The sequence below is a fragment of the Pannonibacter sp. Q-1 genome, from assembly GCF_054073275.1.
This window is the reverse complement of sequence record NZ_JBSXNB010000002.1, coordinates 114,445-137,696: the sequence shown is the minus strand read 5'-3', so window position 1 is coordinate 137,696 and position 23,252 is coordinate 114,445. Positions and strand designations below refer to the sequence as shown.

Annotated in this window: 20 protein-coding genes and 1 pseudogene; 15 read left to right on the top strand and 6 right to left on the bottom strand. The window is 64.1% G+C overall.

The annotated features are described in order from the left end of the window. Position 1 precedes the first annotated feature (1 nt). Positions 2–2,104: an ATP-dependent DNA helicase RecG gene (recG, locus tag ACVNHC_RS04600; protein WP_457166561.1), complete on the bottom strand. Its 2,103-nt coding sequence runs from the start codon at positions 2,102–2,104 to the stop codon at positions 2–4. A gap of 228 nt (positions 2,105–2,332) precedes the next feature. On the opposite strand from recG, the gene ACVNHC_RS04595 reads away from it, so the two are divergent. The 12 genes from ACVNHC_RS04595 to ACVNHC_RS04540 all read left to right on the top strand — a co-directional run bounded on the left by ACVNHC_RS04595 (position 2,333) and on the right by ACVNHC_RS04540 (position 15,082). Further along, complete coding sequence (locus ACVNHC_RS04595) at positions 2,333–2,647, top strand: FAD assembly factor SdhE (protein WP_094461714.1); 315 nt, start codon at positions 2,333–2,335, stop codon at positions 2,645–2,647. A 66-nt stretch (positions 2,648–2,713) separates the two neighbouring features. Further along, complete coding sequence (gene mfd, locus ACVNHC_RS04590) at positions 2,714–6,214, top strand: transcription-repair coupling factor (protein ID WP_457166560.1); 3,501 nt, start codon at positions 2,714–2,716, stop codon at positions 6,212–6,214. 296 nt (positions 6,215–6,510) lie between these two features. Next, entirely contained in the window at positions 6,511–6,774 is a 264-nt protein-coding gene (locus ACVNHC_RS04585) for an FtsB family cell division protein (protein WP_082205821.1), read from the top strand. A 175-nt stretch (positions 6,775–6,949) separates the two neighbouring features. Next, entirely contained in the window at positions 6,950–7,999 is a 1,050-nt protein-coding gene (pdhA, locus tag ACVNHC_RS04580; RefSeq protein WP_050471548.1) for a pyruvate dehydrogenase (acetyl-transferring) E1 component subunit alpha, read from the top strand. 15 nt (positions 8,000–8,014) lie between these two features. Continuing rightward, the gene (locus ACVNHC_RS04575) at positions 8,015–9,403 is read left to right on the top strand and encodes a pyruvate dehydrogenase complex E1 component subunit beta (protein WP_374628241.1); all 1,389 of its coding nucleotides are present in this window, start codon (positions 8,015–8,017) and stop codon (positions 9,401–9,403) included. Between the two features lie 16 nt (positions 9,404–9,419). Next, the gene (locus ACVNHC_RS04570; protein ID WP_457166559.1) at positions 9,420–10,754 is read left to right on the top strand and encodes a pyruvate dehydrogenase complex dihydrolipoamide acetyltransferase; all 1,335 of its coding nucleotides are present in this window, start codon (positions 9,420–9,422) and stop codon (positions 10,752–10,754) included. A 92-nt stretch (positions 10,755–10,846) separates the two neighbouring features. After that, complete coding sequence (gene lpdA, locus ACVNHC_RS04565; protein ID WP_457166558.1) at positions 10,847–12,292, top strand: dihydrolipoyl dehydrogenase; 1,446 nt, start codon at positions 10,847–10,849, stop codon at positions 12,290–12,292. A 132-nt stretch (positions 12,293–12,424) separates the two neighbouring features. Next, entirely contained in the window at positions 12,425–12,673 is a 249-nt protein-coding gene (locus ACVNHC_RS04560; RefSeq protein ID WP_019966306.1) for a GlsB/YeaQ/YmgE family stress response membrane protein, read from the top strand. Between the two features lie 80 nt (positions 12,674–12,753). Further along, positions 12,754–12,990 (top strand): GlsB/YeaQ/YmgE family stress response membrane protein, encoded by a 237-nt coding sequence (locus tag ACVNHC_RS04555; RefSeq protein WP_050471544.1) that lies wholly within the window; start codon positions 12,754–12,756, stop codon positions 12,988–12,990. A 70-nt stretch (positions 12,991–13,060) separates the two neighbouring features. Then, the gene (locus tag ACVNHC_RS04550) at positions 13,061–13,507 is read left to right on the top strand and encodes an acyl-CoA thioesterase (RefSeq protein WP_457166557.1); all 447 of its coding nucleotides are present in this window, start codon (positions 13,061–13,063) and stop codon (positions 13,505–13,507) included. 54 nt (positions 13,508–13,561) lie between these two features. After that, positions 13,562–14,545: a lipoyl synthase gene (gene lipA / locus ACVNHC_RS04545; protein WP_050471855.1), complete on the top strand. Its 984-nt coding sequence runs from the start codon at positions 13,562–13,564 to the stop codon at positions 14,543–14,545. 57 nt (positions 14,546–14,602) lie between these two features. Continuing rightward, positions 14,603–15,082, top strand: coding sequence for a type II toxin-antitoxin system RatA family toxin (locus ACVNHC_RS04540; RefSeq protein WP_050471542.1), 480 nt, complete (start codon positions 14,603–14,605; stop codon positions 15,080–15,082). Here the strand turns inward: ACVNHC_RS04540 and ACVNHC_RS04535 are convergent. The 4 genes and pseudogenes from ACVNHC_RS04535 to ACVNHC_RS04520 all read right to left on the bottom strand — a co-directional run bounded on the left by ACVNHC_RS04535 (position 15,069) and on the right by ACVNHC_RS04520 (position 18,038). After that, a complete protein-coding gene (locus tag ACVNHC_RS04535) occupies positions 15,069–15,524 on the bottom strand; it encodes a hypothetical protein (protein ID WP_050471541.1) in 456 nt (151 codons plus the stop codon). The genes ACVNHC_RS04540 and ACVNHC_RS04535 overlap by 14 nt on opposite strands. A 172-nt stretch (positions 15,525–15,696) precedes the next feature. After that, entirely contained in the window at positions 15,697–16,164 is a 468-nt protein-coding gene (locus ACVNHC_RS04530) for a hypothetical protein (protein ID WP_050471540.1), read from the bottom strand. Positions 16,165–16,258: 94 nt separating this feature from the next. Beyond that, entirely contained in the window at positions 16,259–16,753 is a 495-nt protein-coding gene (locus tag ACVNHC_RS04525; RefSeq protein ID WP_457166556.1) for a CinA family protein, read from the bottom strand. A gap of 17 nt (positions 16,754–16,770) precedes the next feature. Beyond that, positions 16,771–18,038, bottom strand: a pseudogene (locus tag ACVNHC_RS04520) (bifunctional 2-C-methyl-D-erythritol 4-phosphate cytidylyltransferase/2-C-methyl-D-erythritol 2,4-cyclodiphosphate synthase). A gap of 217 nt (positions 18,039–18,255) precedes the next feature. On the opposite strand from ACVNHC_RS04520, the gene dusB reads away from it, so the two are divergent. The 3 genes from dusB to ntrC are packed head-to-tail and all read left to right on the top strand — an operon-like array spanning position 18,256 to position 21,856. Then, positions 18,256–19,272 carry a tRNA dihydrouridine synthase DusB gene (gene dusB / locus ACVNHC_RS04515; RefSeq protein ID WP_457166555.1) on the top strand — a complete coding sequence of 339 codons (1,017 nt, stop codon included), beginning with the start codon at positions 18,256–18,258 and terminating at the stop codon, positions 19,270–19,272. Beyond that, positions 19,269–20,414, top strand: a complete 1,146-nt coding sequence (locus tag ACVNHC_RS04510) for a two-component system sensor histidine kinase NtrB (protein WP_457166554.1) — start codon at positions 19,269–19,271, stop codon at positions 20,412–20,414. The genes dusB and ACVNHC_RS04510 overlap by 4 nt, the downstream gene beginning before the upstream one ends. Before the next feature lie 2 nt (positions 20,415–20,416). Next, positions 20,417–21,856 (top strand): nitrogen regulation protein NR(I), encoded by a 1,440-nt coding sequence (gene ntrC / locus ACVNHC_RS04505; RefSeq protein ID WP_019966316.1) that lies wholly within the window; start codon positions 20,417–20,419, stop codon positions 21,854–21,856. 267 nt (positions 21,857–22,123) lie between these two features. On the opposite strand, the gene ACVNHC_RS04500 is transcribed toward ntrC, so the two are convergent. Next, positions 22,124–23,251 (bottom strand): ABC transporter permease, encoded by a 1,128-nt coding sequence (locus ACVNHC_RS04500; protein ID WP_457166553.1) that lies wholly within the window; start codon positions 23,249–23,251, stop codon positions 22,124–22,126. Position 23,252: the final 1 nt, after the last annotated feature.

Here is a 23,252-nt window from a genome sequence, read left to right as displayed (position 1 = left end):
CTCACCCGGCCCGCAGCAGGCGGATCGCTTCGTCGCGGGAGAAGAGATAGAGCAGGGTGCGCAGGGCCTGACCGCGCGGGCCTTTCAGCTCCGGATCGGTTTCAAGGATCAGGCGGGCATCGTCGCGAGCGGTTTCCATGAGGTCTGGCCGCGCCTCTTCGCCCGCAAGGCGGAAGCCGGGAGCGCCGGACTGGCGGGTGCCGAGGATTTCGCCTTCGCCGCGCAGGCGCAGGTCTTCCTCGGCGATGAGGAAGCCGTCATTCGTCTCGCGCATCACCGCAAGGCGGGCGGCGGAGGTTTCGCCCAGCGGCCCCTTGTAGAGCAGCACGCAGGAGGACGGCCTGTCGCCGCGCCCGACACGGCCACGCAGCTGATGCAGCTGGGCAAGGCCGAAGCGCTCGGCATGTTCGATCACCATGATCGTCGCATCGGGAACATCAACGCCCACCTCGATCACGGTGGTGGCGACGAGAACGCGGGCCTGGCCTTCCTTGAAGGCGGTCATGGCCACGTCCTTCTCTTCCGCGCTCATGCGGCCATGGACGAGCGCGACGGGCATCTTCAGTTCCTGCGACAGGTGCCGGTGCCGGTCCTCGACGGCAGCAAGGTCGACCTTCTCGGATTCCTCCACCAGCGGGCAGACCCAATAGACCTTCTGCCCCTCGGCCACCGCCGCCTTGATGCGCGCCACCATCTCGCCCATGCGTTCCAGCGATACGGAGACGGTGGTGATGGGCTTGCGGCCGGCGGGCTTGCCAATGAGGCGGGAGACGTCCATGTCGCCGAAATAGGTCAGAACCAGCGTGCGCGGGATCGGCGTTGCCGTCATCACCAGCACATCGACGCCCTTGCCCTTGGAGGAAAGCGCCAGGCGCTGATGCACGCCGAAGCGGTGCTGTTCGTCCACCACGGCAATGCCAAGGTTCTGGAACTCGACCGAGCCCTGAAACAGCGCGTGGGTGCCGACGACCAGATCGATGCTGCCGTCCAGCAATCCGGCCTGCGTCTCGCGCCGCGTTTTGGCGCTGTCACGGCCGGTCAGCAAGGCAATGCGGATGCCGGAGGCTTCGCACAGCGGGGCCATGGAGGCGAAATGCTGGCGGGCGAGGATTTCGGTTGGCGCCATCATGGCTGCCTGCGCGCCGGATTCGATGACGGCCGCCATGGCCAGCAGGGCAACTATGGTCTTGCCCGCCCCCACGTCACCCTGCACCAGCCGCAGCATGCGGTGGGGGCTGGCCAGATCCGCCTCGATCTCGGCAACCGCCTGCGTCTGGCCTTCGGTGAGCGTGAAGGGCAGGGCAGCGAGGATCTTTGCCTTCAGCGCGCCATTTGCGATGCGCGGGGCGCCATCCAGCTTGCGCATGGTGGCGCGCACCAGAGCCAGTGCCAGCTGGTTGGCGAGATATTCGTCATAGGCAAGGCGGGCGCGGAACGGGGATTCGGGGCCAAGATCGCCCGCCTTTTCCGGCCGGTGCATCCGCGCCAGTGCCTCATCGAAATCCGGCCAGCCCTTGCGGGCGGCAAATTCCGGGTCGAGCCAGTCCGGCATCACCGGCAGACGGCCAAGCCCGGCGGCAATGGCCTTCAGCAGGGTGCGCGAGGCAAGGCCTGCGGTCATCGGATAGACCGGCTCCACATCCGGCATGGTGTCGGCCTCTTCGGGCGTCAGCACATAGTCCGGATGCACCATCTGCGGTCGCTCGTTGAACCATTCCACCTTGCCGGAGATGATCCGCCGCCCGCCCACGGGCAGGGTCTTTTCCAGCCAGTCGCGGTGAGCATGGAAGAAGACAAGGGCGATCTCGCCGGTCTGGTCGCTGGCGATGATGCGATAGGGCGCCTTGCCCTGGCGCGGCGAGGGCAGGTGCCGCTCCACCACCACGTCCAGCGTGGCGATCTCGCCATTCTCGGAATGGGCAATGCCCGGCCGGCGGCGGCGGTCGATCACGCCGTGCGGCAGGTGGAACAGCAGATCGAGAACGCTGGCCTCGCGCCCCGGCGTGCTGCCGGTCAGCCCGTCCAGCAGCTTGGCGATCTTCGGGCCGATGCCGGGCAGCACCGAAACCGGAGCAAACAGGGGATCGAGAAGAGAAGGACGCATGGCACAGGAATCCGCAACACCGATGCCGCGTTTTGGCATGGTCTGGCGGCAAGGGCAATGAAACCTCTTGAACCTTCAGGACATGCACCCCAAAACCTTGACCTGACAGAGCCGGTTTGCGGCGCTATATAGCACGGACGATGAGCTGTCCCGTTTGCGCCGGACGCGGAAACCCCGCGCTCCGGCTGCAGGCGTCAGGACGGCATGAGCCCGGCAATGCGGAGAGACATGATGAGCGGCACCCATGCAGAAACGGCGGCAGCACAGGATGATGCCCTGACCCACCGCAAGAAGCGCATCCTGTTCCGCACCTGGCACCGGGGCATGAAGGAGATGGACCTTCTGTTCGGCGGCTTTGCCCAGTCCGAACTCGACAAGCTGACGGCAGCCGAACTGGACGAGATGGAAGAACTGATCAACGTCAACGATCAGGATCTCTTCGCCTGGATCACCGGCAGCAAGCCCGTTCCGGCAGAATGGGACCGCCCGCTTTACCGGCGCATGCTCGCCTTCCACAACATCACGTCCAGCCGCACCGCCTGATCCGGACGGATCGTCAGTCCGCAAACGCGCCTTTGCGCGCCGCACAGCATTTCAGGGATAAGAACCGTGTTCGAGAGCCTTCTCCGCGACAAGGGCAACATCACGCTGGCCAGCGTGCCGGATGGGGCCGAGGCGCTGGCGCTTGCACGCATTCTGGACGAGGGGCCGAAGCAGGGGCTTTGCGCCGTCTTCGTCGCCCGCGATGCCACGCGGGCGCAGGGGCTGATCGAGGCGCTGAGCTTCTTTGCGCCCGATGTGGAAGCCCTGTCGCTGCCCGCCTGGGACTGTCTGCCCTATGACCGTGTGTCCCCGAACCCGGCCATCAGCGCCCGGCGGCTGCTGGTGCTGGGTGAGCTGGCGCGGGGCTTGCAAGGCGCTGGCCGCAAGGTGCTGGTCACCACGGTCAACGCCGCCGTGCAGCGGCTGCCGGAGCGCAGCTGGGTGGCGGGCCAGACCTTCTCCTTAAGCGCAGGCACGCGCGCGGATCTCACCTCCATCGCCGCCTGGCTGGAACTCAACGGCTTTTCCCGCACGCCGACCGTGCGTGAGACCGGCGAATATGCGGTGCGCGGCGGCATTCTCGATCTCTTTGCGCCCGGCGCGGAGGCTCCCGTCCGCCTCGACTTCTTCGGTGACACGCTGGAGACCGTGCGCGCCTTCGATCCGGAGAGCCAGCGCACTACGGCGCCGGTGAAGAAGCTGGATCTGGTGCCGATGAGCGAGGTGGTGCTGACGGAAGAGGCGATCTCCCGTTTCCGCCGCAACTACATCGGCCGCTTCGGCGCTGCGCGGCGCGAGGACATTCTCTACCAGTCGGTCAGCGAGGGGCGCCGCTATGCCGGTATGGAGCACTGGCTGCCGCTGTTCCATGAAACGCTGGAAACCCTGTTCGACTATGTGGAGGGGGTGCCGCTCGTCCTTGATTCCCGCGCAGCAGATGCCCTGCGCGAGCGGCTGGATCAGGTGGCCGAGCACTACGCCGCCCGCAAGGACGCGCTCGACAACGGCCATCTGGCCGGGTCCGTGCCCTATATGCCGGTGGAAACCGGCGGGCTCTATCTGGCGCCGGAGGAATGGACGTCTCGTCTTGCCGATGCCGCCAGCTGCCAGATGGATGTATTCACGCCGCCGCCGGGTTCCGGCCGTCAGGTGGTGGATTTCGCCGGGCGTCAGGGCCGCAACTTCGCCGCAGAGCGTGCTGCAGGCGACGTCAACATCTTCGACGCGCTGGTGCGCCACGTGCGGGCGCTGGTGGCCGAAGAGCGCAAGGTCATCCTGTCCTGCTGGAGCGAAGGCTCGCGGGACCGTCTGGGGCAAATCCTGTTCGACCACGGGCTGGAACTGGCCGCGCCCGCAGATACCTTTGCCAACATGCAGGCGCTGCCGCCGCGCACGGTGGCTCTCAGCCTTCTCGGCCTGGAGACGGGCTTCGAGGTGGACCGGCTCGTCTTCATCTCCGAGCAGGACATTCTCGGTGACAGGCTGGTGCGCAAGGGGCGGCGCAAGGCCAAGGGCGCCAATGTCCTCACAGAGGCCACAAGCCTGTCGGAAGGCGATCTCGTCGTCCACGTGGACCACGGTATCGGCCGCTTCATCGGCCTGAAGACCATCGAGGCGCTTGGGGCGCCGCATGACTGCCTGGAACTGCAATATCACGGCGGCGACAAGCTGTATCTGCCGGTCGAGAACATCGAGCTTCTGACGCGCTACGGCTCGGAAGAGACCGATGTGCAGCTCGACAAGCTGGGCGGCGGGGCCTGGCAGGCGCGCAAGGCGCGCATGAAGAAGCGCATCCTTGAGATTGCCGATGGCCTGATCAAGACCGCCGCTGCCCGTGCGCTCAAGACCGCGCCTGTGATCGAGACGCCGGAAGGCGTCTATGACGAGTTCGCCACCCGCTTCCCCTATGACGAGACGGAAGACCAGCTGACCGCCATCGATGCGGTGTTCGAGGATCTGTCTTCGGGCCGCCCGATGGACCGGCTGGTCTGCGGCGACGTGGGCTTCGGCAAGACGGAAGTGGCCCTGCGCGCCGCCTTTGTTGCCGCCATGTCCGGCCGTCAGGTGGCGGTCGTGGTGCCGACGACGCTGCTTGCCCGCCAGCACTTCCGCACCTTCTCGACGCGCTTCCACGGGTTGCCGGTCAACGTCGCCCATGCCTCGCGCCTCGTCAGCCCGAAGGAGCTTTCGGCCACGAAGAAGGGCCTGGAGGATGGCTCGGTCGATATCGTCGTCGGCACCCATGCGCTGCTCGGCACGGGCGTGAAGTTCCGCGATCTCGGCCTTCTCATCATCGACGAGGAGCAGCATTTCGGCGTGAAGCACAAGGAGCGGCTGAAGGAGCTGAAGTCGGACGTGCATGTGCTGACGCTTTCGGCCACGCCCATTCCGCGCACCCTGCAGCAGGCGCTGACGGGCTTGCGCGAGTTGTCGCTGATCGCAACGCCGCCGGTCGACCGCCTTGCCGTGCGCACCTTCATCTCGCCGCTGGATCCGCTTGTGGTGCGCGAGGCGCTGCTGCGCGAGCATTACCGCGGCGGCCAGAGTTTCTATGTCTGCCCGCGCGTGTCCGATCTTGCCGAGCGGGCGGAGTTTCTCGCCGAAAGCGTGCCGGAGGTGAAGGTGGCCATCGCCCATGGCCAGATGGCGGCGGGGCAGCTGGAAGACGTGATGAATGCCTTCTACGAGGGCAAATATGACGTGCTTCTGTCCACCACCATCGTGGAATCGGGCCTCGACATCCCCACCGCCAACACGCTGATCGTGCACCGGGCCGACATGTTCGGCCTTGCCCAGCTCTACCAGATCCGGGGCCGCGTCGGCCGCTCCAAGACCCGCGCCTATGCGCTCTTCACCGTGCCTGCCGCCGGCAAGCTGACGGCAACGGCGGAGCGGCGCCTCAAGGTGCTGCAATCGCTGGAAAACCTCGGCGCCGGCTTCCAGCTGGCCAGCCACGACCTCGACATTCGCGGCGCGGGCAATCTTCTGGGCGAAGAGCAGTCCGGCCACATCAAGGAAGTGGGCTATGAGCTCTACCAGCAGATGCTGGAAGAAGCGGTGGCCCAGCTGAAGGATGGCGGGAACGAGCTTGGTGAAGACCAGTGGTCGCCGCAGATCAATGTGGGCACGCCTGTGCTCATCCCGGAAGATTATGTGCCCGATCTCAACCTGCGCCTGTCGCTTTACCGGCGCCTCGCCGATCTGACGGAAGCGCAGGAGATCGATGCCTTTGGCGCGGAGATGATCGACCGCTTCGGTCCGCTGCCGGAAGAAGTGCAGCACCTGCTGAAGATCGTCTTCATCAAGGGCCTGTGCCGCAAGGCCAATGTGGAGAAGGTGGATTCGGGGCCGAAGGGAATCGTCATTTCCTTCCGCAACAGCGAGTTTGCCAATCCGGCAGGGCTCGTCGGCTACATCGCGGAGCAGGGCGTTCTGGCCAAGATCCGCCCGGATCAGAAGGTGGTTCTTTCACGCGACTGGGAGCGCGCGGAAGACCGGCTGAAGGGAACCGCCGTCATCATGTCCAAGCTGGCAAAGCTGGCCGGAGGCGGCAAGGCGGCGGCTTGAGCCGGGAGGATCGGGGCGGGGCCGAACAGAATTGAGCAGCGCAGAGCGGGGGCAGGGCGCAGGCCTTCTCCCATCACGCCTTCTGCGCTCCTTCAAGGCTGTTGTGCAAACCCCGCCGCAGCAACAGATTTCCGGACAGCCGCCACAATTGCGCAAGACTCTGTTAAGCGAGTCCCGGCACACTGCGAGGAGTTTCAGACCCCACGTGTCCAGTAGGTCGACAAGTGCCCGCAACCACCCGTCAGCGCAAAAAATCCTTTCTCGGCAGTCTCGTTATCCCGGTCGCATCAGCTGCTGTGCTTGGTTATTTTGCCTTTCATGCGGTGAATGGCGAATTCGGCATGGCCGGGCGCGAGCGTCTGGACCGTCAGGTGGCCCAGCTTGAGGCGGAACTGGCAGAGATCAAGTCGGTGCGCGAGCATCTGGCCACGCGCGTGGCGCTGCTGCGCCCGGAAAGCCTTGATCCGGATATGGTGGATGAGCGCGCCCGCGTCATCCTCAACGTCGTGCAGGCGGATGAGCTGATCATCATGCGCGGCCGCTCCGTTGCGGCGAGATAACTGAAAAACAGTTTATATCGCCAAAATAACCGAAATCAGGTTAAGTGATAAAAATCAAATCATTTCAGTTGGTTGGTCAGTATTACCGCGCTGCACTCAACCTCTTGGATTGACAACAGCAAGCGGTTACCTTCCGCTTGCTGTCTAGGGGAAACGCCACGCAGAGACGAGGGACATGGCCGCTACAAAACAATCTTCCGCCGGCGCACGCGCGAAGGGCGCGTCCGGTCAGGGTGGTGCGGGCAATGCTGCCGCCGCCATCGCAAAATTCACGAAGGACGAAGAGCTTCACGCCTACCGTGAAATGCTCCTGATCCGCCGCTTCGAAGAAAAGGCCGGCCAGCTTTATGGCATGGGCCTCATCGGCGGTTTCTGCCACCTTTACATCGGTCAGGAAGCTGTCGTCGTCGGCATGCAGATGGCCAAGGTGGATGGTGACCAGATGATCACCGGTTACCGCGACCACGGCCACATGCTGGCCATGGACCTTGATCCGAAGGGCGTCATGGCCGAGCTGACCGGCCGCCGTGGCGGCCTGTCGAAGGGCAAGGGCGGCTCGATGCACATGTTCTCCAAGGAGAAGCACTTCTATGGCGGTCACGGCATCGTCGGTGCGCAGGTTGCGCTCGGCACCGGCCTTGGCTTTGCCAACAAGTACCGCGGCAACGGCAACGTTGCCATGGCCTTCTTCGGTGACGGTGCGTCCAACCAGGGCCAGGTCTACGAGAGCTTCAACATGGCCCAGCTCTGGAAGCTGCCGGTCGTGTATGTGATCGAGAACAACAAATACGGCATGGGCACGAGCGTCGAGCGCGCTTCGGCCACCACCGACCTGTCCCAGCGCGGTGCCTCCTTCGGCATTCCGGGCGAGCAGGTTGACGGCATGGACGTGCGCGCCGTGAAGGCTGCTTCCGACCGGGCGCTTGCCTGGTGCCGTGAAGGCAATGGCCCCTACATCCTGGAAATGGTGACCTACCGCTACCGCGGCCACTCCATGTCCGACCCGGCGAAGTACCGCTCCAAGGACGAAGTCCAGAAGATGCGCACCGAGCATGACCCGATCGAACAGGTGCGCGCCCGCGTGCTTGAAAACGGCTGGGCCACCGAGGACGATCTGAAGGAACTCGACAAGGACGTGCGCGCCATCGTCGCCGAATCGGCGGAGTTTGCGCAGAACGATCCGGAGCCGGATGTGTCCGAGCTCTACACCGACATTCTGCTTTAAGGCCGGGGGGAATACATGCCGATCGATATTCTGATGCCGGCTCTCTCGCCGACCATGGAAGAGGGCAAGCTGTCCAAGTGGCTCAAGGCCGAGGGCGACAGCGTCAAGGCTGGCGACGTGATCGCCGAAATTGAAACCGACAAGGCGACCATGGAAGTGGAAGCCGTGGACGAGGGCACGCTGGGCAAGATCCTGGTGGCCGAAGGCTCCGAGAACGTCAAGGTCAACACCAAGATCGCCGTTCTTCTCGCCGAAGGTGAGGATGCTTCCGCGGCTGAGGCCAGTGCTTCGGCCCCGGCAGCTGCACCTGCTCCGGCCGCTCCCGCACCTGCCGCCGCAGCTCCGGCTGCCGCTGCCCCGGTTCCGGCCCAGCCGGTCACGTCCGGCTCTGCCGACAGCGATGCTCCGGCCGGCACCGAGATGGTGTCCATGACCGTGCGCGAAGCGCTGCGCGATGCCATGGCCGAGGAAATGCGCCGTGATGGCGACGTCTTCATCATGGGTGAGGAAGTTGCCGAGTACCAGGGCGCCTACAAGATCACGCAAGGGCTGCTGGACGAATTCGGTGCCAAGCGCGTTATCGACACGCCGATCACCGAGCACGGCTTTGCCGGTCTTGCCACCGGCGCTGCCATGACGGGCCTGAAGCCCATCGTCGAGTTCATGACGTTCAACTTCGCCATGCAGGCGATTGACCACATCATCAACTCCGCCGCCAAGACGCTCTACATGTCCGGCGGCCAGATGGGTGCACCGATCGTCTTCCGCGGCCCGAACGGCGCTGCGGCGCGCGTGGGTGCCCAGCACAGCCAGGACTATGCCTCCTGGTATGCCCACATCCCGGGCCTCAAGGTCATCCAGCCCTGGTCGGCTGCCGATGCCAAGGGCCTGCTGAAGGCGGCCATCCGCGACCCGAACCCGGTCATCTTCCTCGAAAACGAGATCCTATACGGCCAGTCCTTCGAGGTTCCGAAGGTCGATGATTTCGTCCTGCCGATCGGCAAGGCCAAGATCGAGCGCGCCGGTACGGACGTGACCATCGTCTCCTGGGGCATCGGCATGACCTATGTCATGAAGGCCGTCGACGAACTGGCAGCCATGGGCATCTCGGCGGAAGTCGTGAACCTGCGCACCATCCGTCCGCTCGACATCGACACGGTGCTCGCCTCCGTCCGCAAGACGGGCCGCTGCGTCACGGTGGAAGAAGCCTTCCCGGTCTGCTCGGTTTCCTCGGAAATCGGCTATCAGGTTCAGGAAAAGGCCTTCGACTTCCTCGATGCTCCGATCCTGCGCGTGACCGGCAAGGACGTTCCGATGCCCTATGCCGCAAACCTTGAAAAGCTGGCCCTGCCATCTGTCAAGGAAGTCATCGACGCCGTGAAGGCTGTCACCTACAGGGACTGAGGCGAGGGAGGCCGCAATGCCGATCAACATCACAATGCCGGCCCTCTCTCCCACCATGGAAGAGGGCAACCTGGCCAAGTGGCTGGTGAAGGAAGGTGACAAGGTTTCTCCCGGCGACGTGATCGCCGAGATCGAAACCGACAAGGCGACCATGGAAGTGGAAGCCGTGGACGAGGGCACGGTCGCCAAGATCGTGGTCGCCGCCGGAACGCAGGGCGTCAAGGTCAATACCCTGATCGCCGTGCTCGCCGGTGAAGGCGAGGACGCATCTGCAGCCGCAGCCGCTCCGGCCGCTGCACCCGCCAAGGCGGAAGCCGCTCCGGCCAAGGCTGAAGCTGCTCCGGCTCAGGCCGCTGCTGCACCGGCTGCTGCCGGTCCGGCTCCGGTCAGTGCATCGGGCGAGCGCATCTTTGCCTCGCCGCTTGCCCGCCGTCTGGCGTCGCAGAACGGTCTGGACCTCAAGGCCATCGCAGGCTCCGGCCCGCATGGCCGTATCGTCCAGCGCGACATTGAGGCTGCTCTGAAGTCCGGCACCGGCAAGGCAGCTCCGGCTGCTGCCGCCGTTCCCGCTGAGGCTCCGAAGGCCGCTGCCGCTGCAGCACCCGCCGGTCCTTCCAAGGAGCAGGTGCTCAAGCTCTTCGCCGAAGGCTCCTACGAGCTGGTGCCGCACGACGGCATGCGCAAGACCATCGCCAAGCGTCTCACCGAGTCCAAGCAGACGATCCCGCACTTCTATGTGTCGCTCGACTGCGAACTCGACGCGCTTCTGGCCCTGCGCGCCCAGCTCAACGACGCGGCTCCGAAGTCCAAGGACGGCAAGCCGGCCTATAAGCTCTCGGTCAATGACATGGTCATCAAGGCCATGGCTCTGGCCCTGCGCGATGTGCCGGATGCCAACGTCTCCTGGACGGACGATGCCATGGTCAAGCACAAGCACGCCGATGTCGGCGTTGCCGTGTCGATCCCGGGCGGCCTGATCACCCCGATCATCCGCAGCGCCGAGCAGAAGGCCCTGTCCACCATCTCCAACGAGATGAAGGATCTGGGCCAGCGCGCCAAGGACCGCAAGCTGAAGCCGGAAGAGTACCAGGGCGGCACCACCGCCGTGTCCAACATGGGCATGATGGGCGTGAAGAGCTTCTCGGCCGTGGTCAACCCGCCGCATGCCACCATTCTGGCGGTCGGTGCGGGCGAGCAGCGTCCTGTCGTCAGGAATGGCGCGCTGGCTGTGGCCACCGTCATGACGGTAACGCTCTCCACCGACCACCGCTGCGTGGACGGCGCTCTGGGCGCGGAACTTCTCGGCGCCTTCAAGGGCTACATCGAGAACCCGATGAGCATGCTGGTCTGAGTGACCCTCAGCGAGGCCCCGGCAGGTCCGGGGCCTTTCTGTCTTGAAAACAGAACGCGACATTCTTGCGAAACAAAGGCGAGGGAACATCCATGGCCGATAGCTATGACGTCCTCATCATCGGGTCGGGCCCCGGCGGTTATGTGACCGCGATCCGTGCGGCCCAGCTCGGCTTCAAGACTGCCATTGTCGAGCGCGAGCATCTGGGCGGCATCTGCCTCAACTGGGGCTGCATTCCGACCAAGGCGCTGCTGCGCTCCGCTGAAATTCTCGATCACGCCAACCATGCCAAGTCCTACGGGCTGAAGCTGGAAGGCAAGATGACGGCTGACATCAAGGACGTGGTTGCCCGCTCGCGCGGCGTTTCGGCCCGCCTCAACGGCGGCGTTGGCTTCCTGATGAAGAAGAACAAGATCGACGTCATCTGGGGTGAAGCCAAGCTCACCAAGCCGGGTGAGATCGTCGTCGGCAAGTCTTCCAAGCCCGCCGTCGAGCCGCAGCACCCCGCGCCCAAGGGTGTGAAGGGCGAAGGCACCTACACGGCCAAGCACATCATCATCGCCACCGGTGCCCGCCCGCGCGCGCTGCCGGGCATCGAGCCGGATGGCAAGCTGATCTGGACCTATTTCGAGGCGATGAAGCCGGACTTCATGCCGAAGTCGCTGGTCGTCATGGGCTCGGGCGCCATCGGCATCGAATTTGCGTCCTTCTACCGCTCCATGGGTGTGGATGTGACCGTCGTCGAAGTCATGCCGCAGATTATGCCGGTGGAAGATGCCGAAATCTCCGCCATCGCCCGCAAGGCGCTGGAAAAGCGCGGCATGAAGATCCTGACCGAGGCCAAGGTTGCCAAGGTCGACAAGGGCGCCAATTCCATCACCGCCCATGTGGAGACCAAGGACGGCAAGGTGACCCAGATCACCGCTGACCGCCTGATTTCCGCTGTCGGCGTGCAGGGCAACATCGAGAACCTCGGCCTTGAGGCGCTTGGCGTGAAGACCGACCGCGGCTGCGTCGTCATCGACGGCTACGGCAAGACCAACGTTCCGGGGCTCTATGCCATCGGTGACGTGGCCGGCCCCCCGATGCTCGCCCACAAGGCCGAGCACGAAGGCGTCATCTGCATCGAGAAGATCGCAGGACTGCCGGGCGTTCATGCCATGGACAAGGGCAAGATCCCGGGCTGCACCTATTGCAACCCGCAGGTCGCCTCTGTCGGCCTGACCGAAGCCAAGGCCAAGGAACAGGGCCGCGACATCCGCGTCGGCCGCTTCTCCTTTGCCGCCAACGGCAAGGCGATTGCTCTGGGTGAGGACAACGGCCTCATCAAGACCATCTTCGACAAGAAGACCGGCGAACTGCTGGGTGCCCACATGGTCGGCACGGAAGTGACCGAGCTGATCCAGGGCTTTGTGGTGGCGATGAACCTCGAGACCACCGAGGAGGATCTGATGCACACGATCTTCCCGCATCCGACCCTGTCGGAAATGATGAAGGAAAGCGTTCTGGACGCCTACGGGCGGGCTTTGAACGCCTGACGCAAGTCCCCTAGGGGCCGCCCTTCGCAAGAGGTGCGGCCCTCTTGGCATTTCAGCCAGACAGGCCTCTTGCGGAACCGCGATGGTGTCTTCAGTGTTGATAAGGCAGCACGTCAATAGGGAGACTGCATCATGACACTTCAGACCGTGATCATCTGGGCGCTGATTGGCCTTGTCGCCGGGTGGATCGCCAGCTTCATCACTGGCGGTGGCGGGTTGATCCGCTACATCCTGACCGGTCTTGCCGGTGCCGTCGTTGGCGGCTTTCTGATGCATTACTTCGGGTTTTCTCTGAACCTCGGCAATGCCATCGCCAACGAGATTGCCGTAGCGGCCATCGGCGCGGTCGTGGTGGTCTTCGTCGCCCGCATACTCGCCTGAAATACGGGGCTGAGCGGACGGTATCCCGGAGCAACTCAGCGCTTCCGGCGGCAGCGCCGGAAGCAGGGGAGGCAGAACGCATGATTTTCTGGATCATCATCGGGCTTCTGGCGGGCGCCATCGCCCATCGGGTGCTGGACAGCCGGGGCGGGTTCCTTGGTTCACTCATCGTCGGTCTGATCGGCGCGCTCGTCGGCGGCAAGCTGGCCGAAATGCTGCGGCTCAACCTGACCGGTGGCTTCATCGACCAGCTGGTTGTGGCGACGGTCGGAGCCATTCTGTTCCTGTTCGTCTGGCGCAAGATCAGAGGGCGCTGACAGGCGCGACGGGATAGGGGCGCCACAGGAAACTGGCGCCACAGGATGAAGGCGAAGGGAAGGGGGCATCATGCGGGGTGATCTGCCAAGTCTGGAAGACTTTCCGCTGCACAGCGAGGACAAGCTGCGCTATGGCGACACGGACCGTCAGGGCCATGTCAACAATGCCGTCTTCTCCACATTCCTTGAGACCGGCCGCGTCGAGGCGCTTTATGGCGCCGGCGCATCGCAGCAAGGCCTTGAGGAGGAGGGCGCAGCCTTCGTCATTGCCCGGCTTGAGCTGGATTTTCTGGCCGAAGTCACATGGCCGGGCACGGTGGTGACCGGCACGCGGGTCAAGGCGGTTGGCCGCAGCTCCATCACGCTGGAGCAGGCCCTGTTCCAGAATGGCGCCTGTGTGGCGCGGGCCGTGTCCGTGGTGGTGCAGATGGATGAAGCCACCCGCAAATCCCGTCCGCTTTCGCAGCAAACCGCCGCCCGCTTTGCTGCGCTGAGCCGATCTTCCGAAAACGCATGACACCGCGGCAAAGAGGCACTTGACCTTCGGCGCTGCTCACGACATTTGGATGCCATGGTAACGATCCTCGACACCCTGAACCGTCCGGCTCCCGCGCAGAGCGCAGACGATGCGAAGCCCCGGCATCCGGAAAAGGCCCACAGGCCCGACAATCCGGTCGCCCGCAAACCTGCGTGGATTCGCGTCAAGGCGCCGACGTCGCCGGTCTACCGCGAGACCCATCAGGTGGTGCGCGAGAACAAGCTCGTCACCGTGTGCGAGGAAGCCGGCTGCCCGAACATCGGCGAATGCTGGTCGAAGAAGCACGCCAGCTTCATGATCCTCGGTGATACCTGCACCCGCGCCTGTGCCTTCTGCAACGTGCGCACCGGCATGCCGGGGCCTGTAGACAAGAACGAGCCGGAGGGCATCGCCACGGCGGTTGCCACCATGGGGCTTGAGCATGTCGTCATCACCTCGGTGGACCGGGATGATCTGGATGACGGCGGCGCAAACCATTTCGCCGATGTGATTGCCGCGATCCGCGCCAAGGCGCCGAAGACCACCATCGAGGTGCTGACGCCGGACTTCCTGCGCAAGGAAGGCGCGCTGGAAATCGTCGTGAAGGCCAAGCCGGATGTGTTCAATCACAATCTGGAAACGGTGCCGTCGAAGTATCTGAAGGTGCGCCCCGGCGCCCGTTATTTCCACTCCATCCGCCTGCTGCAGCGGGTGAAGGAGCTGGATCCCACCATGTTCACCAAGTCCGGCATCATGGTCGGCCTCGGCGAGGAGCGCAACGAAGTGCTTCAGCTGATGGATGACCTGCGGACGGCGGACGTGGATTTCCTCACCATCGGCCAGTATCTGCAGCCCTCGAAGAAGCATCATCCGGTGCTGTCCTTCGTGACGCCGGAAGAGTTCAAGGCCTATGAAAAGATCGCCTATGCCAAGGGCTTCCTGAAGGTGTCGGCCAGCCCCCTGACCCGCTCCTCCCATCATGCGGGCGAGGATTTTGCTGACCTGAGGGCCGCACGCGCTGCAAAGCTCGGCCATTGACACAAAGAACCGCGCCGGCGGCTGCACCGCTCCTGCCGGGCGCATGAAGAGACTTACATGCCGTCATTTGAATCGAGCCGGGACGTGGCCCACAGCGCCAGCGACATGTTCGACCTTGTTGCCGATGTGGAGAAGTATCCCCAGTTTGTGCCCCTGTGCCAAAGCCTCGTGATCCGCGGACGCAAGCCGCTGGATGAAACGCGCGAGGTTCTGGTGGCCGACATGACGGTCGCCTACAAGCTGTTCAAGGAAACCTTCACCAGCCGCGTGGTGCTGGACAGGCCGAAGAACCAGATCCTCGTGGAGTATCTGGACGGCCCGTTCCAGCATCTGGAGAACCGCTGGACCTTCCAGCCGCTTGAAAATGGCGGCTGCAGCGTCGGTTTCTTCATTTCCTATGATTTCAAGAGCCGGACTTTTGCAGCCCTGATGGGCGCCATGTTCGACATGGCCTTCCGCAAGTTTGCCTCCGCCTTCGAGGCGCGGGCCGATGAGGTCTATGGCCGCAAGGCCGGGCTTCCGGTCACCGCCCGGTAAAGGCCCGGCGTATTTCCTGGAACCTGAACTCCCGTGGAGGAGGGGCCTCACCGGTCAGGCTCCGCTCCACATGGGCCGGCAGGTTCAGGTCCTGAACCGTGACATGCAGTTGCGGGTTGCGGCAGACAGCCTGCCAGCGGCCGTTGGCGTTGCTCTCCAGATTGAGTTCAAAGCCGTCGTTTGCCTCTTTCTGCGTCCAGGCGACGGTGGTGGGGCGGACCCAGAATTGCGAGCCGCAATACTCCACGGCCATGAAACCCTGCTGTTCCCGGCGAAGCACCACGTGGCTGCCGCGGAAGCGGCCATTGTCTCTGGAGATGATATGAAATTCTGCGGCCTGCGGCTGTCCGGCCGTTTGTGCTGCAGTCTGGGCCACGGCCGTCACCGGCAGGACGCTGACTGCAATAAAAACCACCAGAAGAACACCAGCGAGGGTTGCCACGGCACAATTCCCTGTGTTGAGCCAGGCTTATGGTCGCCTGCAGGTTGCGCCGACCTGCCTGTCACTTTTTGCGACTAGAAGTTTTGCCTGCAAAGGAGGCAATATCAAGTCAATCCTGCGTCAACCTTGCGGATCGATGTGCTCGGACGCGCTGTTTTCCGAGGAATAAGTGTTACTGCTGATGGTACGTGCCTTTGGGCTTGCCGCCGGACTTGTTGGCAAAAGCTTCGCTGATCCGAGACAATTTGCTGCCCGGCGGTGTCATCGCGGCCGGTGTGTCGTTGCTGACCACCAGCGGGTCCTCGTCACTGCCAATATCCGCCATGGAGACATGTTTCTCGGCCTTGGCGCAGACCTCCACCCAGCCGCGTCCATTGCTGTATTCAAGACCGACGACGCGCTTGTTCTCAACTTCGATCAGGCTCCAGGCCACCGACTTGGGCCGGACCCAAACCCTGCGGCCGCAGTAAGCGACGGCGACATAGCCAGCCGCCTGCTCTTCAAGCACCTGATGGCTGCCGTGAAACGTGCCATCGACCTGCCGCGAGATGAGATAGAAATCTCCCGCTTTCACCACTTCCTCGGCTTGAGCCGGAAGAACGGTTGCGAGAATTCCCGTTAGAAAAATCAAGACGCGCATAACAACCTGCCCCGTTGTCAGCGCCAAGCCAGCAGATGCGCAGGCTCAGCACAAGTGCCACGATATAGTATAGCCGTCTTGATATTCTCTTCTGTCAGTCTATCAAATTTGACAGAATATCCAATGCTGTCGCTGCAGCGAGCACGCGGACCCCGTCCCGGCCCTGGTCTCCGAACTGGCAGGCCAGATGCCGTGTCTGCTTGCCTTTACCTGCGGCTGCAAAATGGACGAGGCCCACCGGCTTTTCCGCTGAGCCCCCGCCGGGGCCGGCGATGCCCGTTATGGCGACGGCCACATCTGCACGCGAGTGAGACAGAGCCCCTTCCGCCATGGCCCGGGCCGTTTCTTCGCTGACGGCGCCCACGCGGGCAAGCACCTCTGCCGGCACGTCCAGCATGTCCATCTTCGCTTCATTGGAATAGGTGACGAAACCCCGGTCCAGCACGGCGGAAGATCCGGCAATCTCCGTCACCAGCGCACAGACAAGGCCGCCGGTGCAGGACTCGGCCGCCGTCATCATCAGCCCCTTGCTCTTCAGCTTCAGGACAAGCGCCTCGGCCTGCGGCCGCAATTGCGTCAGATCGGTCATCGAAGCCTCCGGAGGGTTCAGTCCCCCAAATCTGGCAGACGGACCGTTGCCGTGGCAAGAGCGGCGATGCCTTCGCGCCGGCCGGTGAAGCCAAGTTCTTCCGAGGTCGTGGCTTTCACCGAAACCCGTTCGACCGGCAGGGAGCAGATGGCAGCGATGCTGCGGCGCATATCGTCGCGCACCGGGCCGATCTTCGGCGCTTCGCAGACGATGGTCACATCCAGATGCGCCACCCGGCCGCCGCGGGCGGCCACAAGCGACAGGGCATGCTGCAGGAACCGGTCCGAGGACGCGCCCTTCCACTGCGGGTCGGAGGGCGGGAAATGGCCGCCGATGTCCTTGTCGGCAATGGCACCCAGAATGGCATCGGTGAGCGCATGCAGCGCCACGTCCGCATCGGAGTGGCCCTTGAGGCGCTTGTGGAAGGGAATGGCAATGCCGCCGAGAATGACCGCATCGCCGTCCTCGAAGGCATGCACGTCATAGCCGTTGCCGGTGCGGATATCCGGCAGTTCAGACCAGGGCTTCATGCTGGCTCCTATTCGCTTTGAGGCCGGCGCAGAAGCACGGCCATGGCGCGCGCCCGGTCAAGGTCCGCGCGGGTTGTCACCTTGAAGGTTTCGGCCGCCCCTTCCACCAGTTGCACGCGCAGGCCGGCCCATTCGGCCAGGGATGTGTCGTCGGTGAAATGGTCCTGACCCAGAACGGCGGCCTTGCGGTGCGCTCCGAGCAGAGGCTCGAAGGCAAAGCCCTGCGGCGTCTGGGCGGCCCATAGTCCGCTGCGGTCCACGGTTCCGGTGGCATAGCCATCCGGCCCGGCGCGCTTCAGCGTGTCATGCACGGGCAGGGCGGCCAGCACGGCCTGTTCTCCGGCCTGAAGGGCGGCCGTCATGCGTTCAAGTGTGACGGCCATCAGAAAGGGACGGGCGGCATCATGCACCAGCACATGGGCGGGAAGGTGCTCTTCCGGCCGTGAGGCGAGCGCCTCAAGCCCGGCATGCACGGACGCCTGACGGGTGGCGCCGCCGATGGCGGGCGGCAGAATTCTTTCGCGCATGGCCGGTTGCACTGCCGCCAGCGATGCTTCATAGAGGCCGCCATCATCGGCATGGATCACGACAAGCGCATCAGCCACATGCGGGCTTTGCAGAATGGCCTCCAGGGTCCAGGCCAGCATGGGCCGGTCGTCGAGGGTCAGATATTGCTTGGGGCACCTGTCCTGTGGATCGGCGAGACGCGTTCCGCGTCCGGCAGCGACGATCAGGGCAGATGTCTTGCGCGTCATCGAGGGTTTCCGCTGGTGGCGCCGCCTCATGCGCCGGGGCAATCAGGACCGCCAGCCGCCGCATATGGACAGTTTTGAGGCAGGCCGCGTTTCGTGCCTGTCTCTTAAGGGTTTTCCGGGGTTGTTCTCAACTCATTTTCAGAAGCTGTTACAACTTGTCCCTTGCCGCAATGCAAAAAATGTCTAATGTGTAGGCAAATCGAGATATGCACACGATATGAGCACACCTGCAGCTGCACGTTTTGAGAGTTCCCTGACGATCGGTCCGCACGTTCTGGCGAACCGGGCCTTTCTTGCGCCCATGTCCGGTGTGTCGGATCTGCCCTTCCGCAAGCTGGCGGCGCGCTTCGGTGCGGGACTTGTCGTGTCCGAGATGGTGGCCTGCGAACAGCTGGTGGAAGGCGATGCCGAAACCCGCACCCGGGCGGAAGGCGAGGGGCTGGATCTGCATGTGGTGCAGCTGGCTGGCCGCGAGCCGCACTGGATGGCGGAAGCAGCCCGCATTGCGGAAGCTGCGGGCGCTGCGATCATCGACATCAATATGGGCTGCCCGGCCAAGCGCGTGACCACCGGCTATTCCGGCTCGGCCCTGATGCGTGATCTTGACCATGCGCTGACGCTGGTAGACGCGACGGTGGGGGCCGTATCCGTGCCGGTGACGCTGAAGATGCGCCTTGGCTGGGACCGGGACTGCATGAACGCGCCGGAACTGGCGCGCCGGGCACAGGATGCGGGCGTACAGCTCGTCACCGTGCATGGCCGCACGCGCAACCAGTTCTACAAGGGTGAGGCCGACTGGCAGGCGATCCGCGCTGTGTCCGAGGCTGTCAGCATTCCCGTCATTGCCAATGGCGACTGTGTGTCCATCGAGGCGGCGGAGACGATGCTGGAGCAGTCCGGCGCCGATGGCGTGATGGTTGGCCGTGGTGCCTATGGCCGCCCCTGGCTGCCGGGGCAAATCGGCGCGCATCTCAACGGCACGGAGCCGCAGCCCGCGCCCGAGGGAGAGGCCCTCGGCGATCTGGCGCTGGAGCATTACGACGCCCTGATTGCCCTTTACGGGCTGGAGCTGGGCCGGCGCATCGCACGCAAGCATCTGGGCTGGTATCTGGACCAGACCGCCGATGTGCCAGCCGCCCTGCGTCAGGAAATCCTGACCAGCGACAGCCCCGCCACCGTCACGCGGCTTGTCCGCACCTGGTTTTCCGATCAACCCCAACGGAGCGCCGCATGACAGGACCGTCTGCGAAATCCGTGGAAGGACGCACCGAGGCCCTCGCCACCGATGGCCCGACCATTCTGGACTCCTTGCCACACCCCGTACTTCTGGTCGCTCCCGATGGAGTGATCGAGGCCGCCAACATGGCCGCCGAAATCTTCCTGCGCTCATCCGTGTCCTTCCTGCGGCGGCACACGATTGATTACTTCGTGCCCTTCGGCAGCCCGCTCCTGACCCTGATCGAGCAGGTGCGCGAGCGCGGGGCTCCGGTCAACGAGTACAAGGTGGACATCGGCTCGCCGCGCATCGGCGCCGAACGGGTGGTGGACATTCACGCAGCCCCGGTGGTGGAGCGGCCCGGCGCGGTGGTGCTGATGTTCCAGGAAAGGGGTATGGCGGAGAAGATCGACCGCCAGCTGACCTCGCGCGGGGCGGCCCGCACCGTCACCGGCCTTGCCGCCATGCTGGCGCATGAGATCAAGAACCCGCTCTCCGGCATCCGGGGCGCTGCCCAGCTGCTGGAACAATCCGCCAGCGAGGATGACCGGGCGCTGACGCGTCTCATCATGGATGAGACCGACCGGATCGTGAAACTCGTCGACCGGATGGAAGTCTTCTCGGATGAACGGCCGATCGAGCGCGAGCCGGTCAATATCCACGTGGTGCTGGACCACGTGAAGCGGCTGGCGGACACGGGCTTCGGGCGCGGCAAGCGCATCATCGAGGAATATGACCCGTCGCTGCCGCCGGTCTATGCCAACCGCGACCAGCTGGTTCAGGTGTTCCTCAATCTGGTGAAGAATGCCTGCGAAGCCATCGGCGATGATCCCGATGGCGAGATCCGCATCACCACGGCTTTCCGTCCCGGTGTGCGCCTGTCAGTGCCCGGCACCTCGGAGAAGGTCAGCCTGCCGCTGGAATTCTGCGTCAAGGACAACGGCCCCGGCGTGCCGGAAGACCTGATGCCGCATATTTTCGAGCCTTTCATCACCACCAAGACCAACGGCTCGGGCCTTGGCCTGGCGCTGGTCGCCAAGATGATCAGCGACCACGGCGGCTTCATAGAGTGCGACAGCGCGCCCCGGCGCACCGTTTTCCGCATCCTGATGCCAGCCTTCACCGAACCTGAAACCACCTCCAGCGACAGGACCGCCTGACCATGCCGACCGGCACCATTCTTGTTGCAGACGACGATGCCGCCATCCGCACCGTGCTCAATCAGGCCCTGTCCCGGGCCGGCTACACCGTCCGCCTGACGTCCAACGCCGCGACCTTGTGGCGCTGGGTCAGTTCCGGCGACGGCGATCTGGTGGTCACCGATGTGGTGATGCCGGACGAGAACATCTTCGACGTTCTGCCGCGCATCAAGAAGCTGCGGCCGGACCTGCCGGTCATCGTCATGAGTGCGCAGAACACCTTCATGACGGCGATCCGCGCCTCGGAAAAGGGCGCTTACGAATATCTGCCCAAGCCCTTCGACCTCAAGGAACTGACCGGCATCATCGCCCGCGCCCTCGAGGAGCCCAAGTCCCGCCGCCCGGCGGAAATGGATGACATGGGAGAGGCCATTCCGCTGGTTGGCCGCTCGCCTGCCATGCAGGAAATCTACCGGGTGCTGGCGCGCCTGATGCAGACCGACCTGACGGTCATGATCAATGGCGAAAGCGGCACCGGCAAGGAACTGGTCGCCCGCGCGCTGCATGACTACGGCAAGCGCCGCAATGGGCCTTTCGTGGCCATCAACATGGCCGCCATCCCGCGCGACCTGATCGAGGCGGAACTCTTCGGCCACGAGAAGGGCGCCTTCACCGGCGCGCAGGCCCGCTCATCCGGCCGGTTCGAACAGGCCGATGGCGGCACGCTGTTCCTGGACGAAATCGGCGACATGCCGATGGAAGCGCAGACCCGGCTTTTGCGCGTGCTGCAGCAGGGCGAATACACCACCGTCGGCGGGCGCACGCCCATCAAGACGGATGTGCGCATCGTCGCCGCCACCAACAAGGATCTGCGTCAGCTGATCAATCAGGGCCTGTTCCGCGAGGATCTGTTCTTCCGCCTCAACGTGGTGCCCATCCGCCTCCCGCCGCTGCGCGAGCGCGTGGAGGACATTCCGGATCTCGTGCGCCACTTCTTTGCGCTGGCCGAGAAGGAAGGCCTTCCGGCCAAGCAGATCGATCAGGCCGCGATGAACCTGCTGCGCCGCTACCGCTGGCCGGGCAATGTGCGCGAGCTGGAAAACCTCGTCCGGCGTCTCGCCGCGCTCTATCCGCAGGACGTGATAGGCGAGGGGCTGATAGAGCAGGAGCTGAGCACGCCCGCCGTCACCAGCGCCATCGAGGAGCCCACAGGCGAAATCAATCTTGGTCAGGCGGTCGAGCGCTATCTCAATACCTATTTCGCCAATTTCGGTGATGCCCTGCCGCCTCCGGGCCTCTATCACCGCATCCTGCGGGAAGTGGAATATCCGCTGATCAGCGCCGCCCTTGCCGCCACGCGGGGCAACCAGATCAAGGCGGCCGAACTGCTCGGCGTCAACCGCAACACCCTGCGCAAGAAGATCCGCGATCTCGACGTCCAGGTGATGCGCTCCAGCCGCTGAGGGGCTGGGCGAGAGAACACGAAAGAAGGCCCGGATGCGTCAGGCATCCGGTTCTTCAATCTTAGTGAAAAGCGTCTTCCTGCCTCTCCATCGTCATCCCGGACGCGCCCCGCGCGATCCGGGACCGGTGAGCCGGGATGAAAGCTGGTTGTCCCCTGAACCACAGCCGATGGGCCTCGGCTCACCGGTCCCGGATCTCCGCTTCGCTTTCGTCCGGGATGACGATGGAGAGGGCGTGCACAGCGAGGGCTGCGTTCCTGCAGTCCCTCAATGCGCGGCCGCAATCGATTTGCGGAAGCGGATGGCGGCGAGGGTGAAGAGGAGGAGGCCGACGAGGGTCATGGCAACGAATTTCGGCCAGACGATCCAGAAATCCGCGCCCCGGTAGAGCACCGCCTGCGCCATGCTGACGAACTGGGTGGAGGGCACCGCACTCATCAGCGTGCGCAGCATCAGCGGCTGGCTCTCGATCGGGGTTTCGCCGCCGGACAAGAGGTTCATCGGCAGGATGGTGAGGATGAACAGCAGCCCGAACTGCGGCATCGACCGGGCGATGGTGCCCAGCAGGATTCCCAGAGCCGAGGCAAAGAAGAGATAAAGGGCGGTGCCGCTCAGGAACAGGGCGACGGAACCGGCGACCGGCACGCCCAGAAGCTGCTCGATGACGATCTTCAGCGACAGCCCGGCCACCACGAGAATGACAAGGCCATTGGCCCAGACCTTGGCCATCATGATCTCGAAGGGCGTCAGCGGCATGGAGAGCAGATGCTCCAGCGTGCCATGCTCGCGCTCGCGCATCACCGCGGCCCCGGTCAGAACCACGGTCAGCATGGTGATGTTGTTGATGATCTCCATGATGGCCGAGAACCAGGAGCTGGTGAGGTTCGGGTTGAAGGCATAGCGGATGATGAGATCAACCGGCATTGCCGCCGCCGCAATGCCCCGGCCGTGCTGATAGCGTGAGATTTCCTGGGCGAAGGCCTGGGCGATGTGATTGGCGCCCGTTCCGGCCTGCATCATGGCTGTGGCATCGATGTTGAGCAGGATTTTCGGAGCGTTGCCGCGCACCACATCCGCCTCGAACCGCTCCGGAATGACCAGCACGAAGGAATAGGCCTGCGTGTCGAGGCCACGGTCGATCTCGGCGAAGCTGATCAGCTCCGGCTTGCGGAATTCGGGCAGCCGCAGGGTATCGATGAGCTGCCGGGACAGGGGCGAGCGGTCCTCATCGACCACGGCAAGGGCCACGTTGTTGAGGTCCGAGCGCATGCCGTCAGCCGCCATATAGACCCCGGCGCTGAAGGCCCAGAGAATGAGGATCAGCAGCACCGGATCGCGCCGCAGGCTCTGCAGTTCCTTCAATCCCAGCCGGAAAATACTGATCAGCCTGTCCATC